The following is a 4,479-nucleotide window of genomic DNA, read 5'->3' on the forward strand; positions in this document are numbered from 1 at the left end:
ACAAAATCAAGAAGTACGTGAAATTTCAAGAAGATCAAGAACGTCTCGAAGAGCAGCAGCGGCTCAACTTTGGCCCCTTATAGGGGCCTTTTTATAAGTCCACCTTCTTTGAGGGTGGATTCTTTAAAAGTCCACCTTCTTTGAGGGTGGATTCTTTAATAGTTGGGTTGCCGGATATCTGAAGATTGTTCCTTTCAGAAATTATCGTTTTTACTTCTGTACTTTTCAGACGTTGAAAATTAATACATTTGAATGAACGTTTGAAGTGTTATTGCGGGGTAAATAAAATTGAACAAAATCAGAAAAATAATCCATATTGACATGGATGCCTTTTATGCTTCGGTGGAGCAGCTGGATAATCCGGAGTTGAAGGGCAAGCCGGTAGCCGTTGGCGGTTCGCGTGAACGGGGTGTAGTGGCTGCGGCCAGTTACGAAGCCCGGAAGTACGGGGTGCGATCGGCGATGTCATCGAAAGTGGCCAAACGGAAGTGCCCGGACCTGATTTTTGTGAAGCCACGCTTTTCCCGTTATAAGGAGATTTCAAATCAAATCAGGGAAGTATTTTTTGAATATACCGATTTGGTAGAGCCGCTCTCGCTTGATGAGGCCTACCTTGATGTCACGTATGTAAAAAAAGGAAAGCCCTCGGCCACGCTCATTGCTCAGGAAATCAGAAAGCGGATTTTGGAAGAAACAAAGCTGACAGCTTCTGCGGGAGTTTCTTATAATAAGTTTTTGGCAAAGGTGGCTTCTGATGTAAATAAACCGAACGGAATTTTTGTGGTGACACCGAAAAATGCCCAGGATTTTATTGACAACCTGGAGGTACGGAAGTTTTTTGGTATCGGAAAAGTTACGGCGGAAAAACTGAATAAAATGGGTATTTGGTTTGGACGTGATTTAAAACAAATCGATCGTTTTGAACTAGTCCGGCTTTTTGGGAAATCGGGAAATTATTATTATGAGATAAGCAGGGGCGAAGATCTTCGTCCGGTACAACCTTTTCGTGAACGAAAGTCGGTTGGGGCAGAACAAACTTTTTTTACCGATTTATTTACAGAAAATGATCTGGAATCTGAGTTGCTCGGGATTGCCGACATCCTTTGGGAAAGGTACGAACGCTCCAATGCCAAAGCCAGAACCCTCACATTGAAATATAAATATGCGGATTTTGAACAACACACCCGCAGTAAAACTATTACAGGGTGGGTTACCGGTAAAAATGAGCTGATTGAAGGGGCAAAAGATTTACTTCATTCAGAAACTTTTATTAAAGGTATTCGCCTTTTAGGCCTGACTTTATCTAACTTTCAGCATGAAGAAAAGAACGAACCGGTACAGTTGACCATCGATTTTTAACCCATCTAACAGCGTGCAGCGGTTTCCGAACCGCTGATTAAAATGCCCGGAGCAGAATCTGCGCCACCCGGTTTTTTCAACCCCGAAAATAATGGGAATGCTTCTGCCAAAAAATCACATTCAGGAACGGTTCCAGAAATAATTTCATATCCGGAGAGCTCATTTGTGACATTTTGTCTATCAGTGTTTTATGGATTGTATTTTGCTGTTGTTGACCGGACTTTTAAAGGATTATATTATGAACTTAAATAATTTCACTATAAAGGCGCAGGAGGCGATACAACATGCATTTCAGATTGCCGCGGGAAATAATCAGCAAAGTATTGAAACCGGGCATGTTTTGAAAGGGCTGTCTCATTCGGCTGAGAATGTGCTCGACTTTTTATTGAAGAAGCTGGGGGTAAATACCGTAATATTTCAGCAGGCAGCTGATAAAATCATCGAATCGTATCCGCGTGTTTCAGGCGGAGAGCCTTACATCTCTACCACAACCAACCGTGTGCTGCAGAAAGCGCTGGCACTTGCCCAGGAAATGGGCGACCAGTATGTTTCGGTGGAACATATTCTGCTGGCGCTGCTCGATGCTAACGACTCGGTGAGCCGTTTGATGAAAGACAATGGTGTTACCAAAAAAGATTTGCAAAAAGCCATTGAAGAATTGCGAAAAGGATCCAAAGTGGACAGCCAGACAGCTGAAGACCGGTTCAATTCGCTTAACAGGTTTGCCTTAAATCTGAATGAAAGGGCTCGTTCCGGGAAACTGGATCCGGTTATCGGGCGCGATGAAGAGATCAGACGGATCCTGCAAATTCTTTCCCGACGAACCAAAAATAATCCGATTCTGATTGGGGAACCGGGAACCGGGAAAACAGCCATTGCCGAGGGATTGGCTCACCGGATTGTCCGCGGTGACGTTCCGGAAAACCTGAAAACAAAACAGGTTTTTTCTCTTGACATGGGGGCACTGATTGCCGGCGCAAAATATAAGGGTGAGTTTGAAGAAAGGTTAAAAGCTGTGGTCCACGAAGTGGTACATTCCAATGAAGAAGTTATCCTTTTTATCGACGAAATACATACCCTGGTTGGGGCAGGTAAAAGCGATGGGGCAATGGATGCTGCCAATATTCTGAAACCGGCACTGGCCCGCGGAGAGCTGAGGGCTATTGGTGCGACTACTTTTAACGAGTATCAAAAATATTTTGAAAAAGATAAAGCGCTTGAACGCCGTTTCCAGGTGGTGCAAGTGAATGAGCCTGATACATTGAGCGCCATTTCCATTTTGCGTGGGATTAAAGAACGGTATGAAAGTCATCATAAAGTGCGAATTAAAGACGATGCCATTATTGCTTCGGTTGAGCTGTCGCAACGTTATATTTCCGACCGGTTTCTGCCAGACAAGGCAATTGATTTAATGGATGAGGCGGCTGCCAAGCTGCGCCTTGAAATGGATTCAGTGCCCGAAGAGCTGGACGAAATCGAACGCCGTATCAAACAACTGGAAATTGAACGGGAGGCCATTAAACGGGAGAAAGATGATAAAAAGCTGGCTACGTTAAGTGAGGAAATTTCGAATTTGAAGGAAGAGCAATCGCAGCTTCGTGCCAAATGGCAAAGTGAAAAACAGATTATAGATTCTATTCAGCAGAAAAAGTCAGAGATTGAAGATTACCGTGTGGAAGCCGAGGAGGCCGAACGGCAGGGACATTACGACCGGGTGGCCGAACTCAGGTACGGAAAAATTAAGGAGGCCGAAAATGTGATCGGAGACCTGCAGAAAGAACTTCAGAAAATGAAAAAGGGCGAGAGCCTTATAAAAGAGGAGGTAGATGCTGAGGACATTGCCGAGGTAGTAGCGCGGTGGACCGGAATTCCTGTGGCCAAAATGTTACAAAGTGAGCGGGTGAAACTGCTTCATATGGAAGAAGAACTGCACAAGCGGGTGGTAGGGCAGGATGAAGCCATTGCCGCTGTTTCGGATGCTGTGCGGCGGAGTCGTGCCGGGTTGCAGGACGAAAAACGACCAATCGGGTCATTTATTTTTCTGGGCTCAACAGGGGTAGGAAAGACCGAGCTGGCAAAAGCGCTGGCAGAATACCTGTTTGATGATGAGAATATGATTACCCGTATTGACATGTCGGAGTACCAGGAGAAATTCTCCGTAACACGTCTTATTGGAAGCCCTCCGGGATATGTGGGATACGATGAAGGCGGGCAGCTAACCGAGTCGGTACGCCACAAACCCTACTCTGTGGTGCTCTTTGACGAAATTGAAAAGGCGCATCCGGATGTGTTTAATGTGTTGCTACAGGTGCTTGATGATGGCCGGCTAACCGACAACAAAGGCCGGACGGTTAACTTCAAAAATACCATTATAATTATGACATCGAATTTGGGATCGCACCTCATTCAGGAGAGTTTTGAGAATATAAAAACGGACAACGAAGTAGCAGTGGTGGAGGAAATGCGGATCAGGTTGCTGGAATTACTCCGCAAAACGATACGGCCTGAGTTTCTGAACCGTATTGATGAAACGATTGTGTTCACGCCGCTTTCCCGGGAGGATATTAACCATATTGTAAAACTGCAGTTTAATCAGGTTGTCAAACGTTTGTCCGGGACCGATGTGAAAATGAGCCTGACAGATGCTGCAGTTGACTGGCTGGCAGCAATAAGTTACGATCCGCATTTTGGCGCCCGCCCTGTAAAACGGATTCTGCAAAAATATGTGCTGAATGAATTATCACGAAAGATATTGGCAGCAGAGGTGGATAAAAGGAATCCTATTGTTGTTGATGTGGAGGATGAAAGGTTGATTTTTAGAAATTAAGGCTCTGTTTGGAAAATTTTATCAAATCCGGGGTTCAGCTATAAACGTTGAACCCCGTTTTTATTTCATGGGCTTTTTTGAGTTTAAGCAGGGTTTTTATCAGAATTGTAAGTTTCGTTTTGTCAATTGGTTTTGGGCTCACCTGAAAAATCCGGTGGAGTAATCCGTTTTCAGATACATTTTCCATCAATATTTTTATGCCTTATCAGGCCGATTTTACTCTTTGCCTTGACGCAAATAGTAAACAGAAAAGTCAAGGCTGCGTTCGCTTCACTCGGAAAAACTACGTGTTG

2 protein-coding genes are annotated in these 4,479 nt (G+C 44.5%); both read left to right on the plus strand.

The window, feature by feature from the left end; translation table 11 throughout:
• Positions 1–288: 288 nt before the first annotated feature.
• Positions 289–1,359 (plus strand): DNA polymerase IV, encoded by a 1,071-nt coding sequence (gene dinB / locus D1164_RS23405; protein WP_119352332.1) that lies wholly within the window; start codon positions 289–291, stop codon positions 1,357–1,359.
• Positions 1,360–1,597: 238 nt separating this feature from the next.
• Positions 1,598–4,186, plus strand: a complete 2,589-nt coding sequence (gene clpB, locus D1164_RS23415; RefSeq protein WP_119352334.1) for an ATP-dependent chaperone ClpB — start codon at positions 1,598–1,600, stop codon at positions 4,184–4,186.
• The last annotated feature ends 293 nt before the right edge of the window (positions 4,187–4,479 follow it).

This window comes from Mariniphaga sediminis, from assembly GCF_003573545.1.
In the GTDB taxonomy this organism is placed as follows: Bacteria; Bacteroidota; Bacteroidia; order Bacteroidales; family Prolixibacteraceae; genus Mariniphaga; species Mariniphaga sediminis.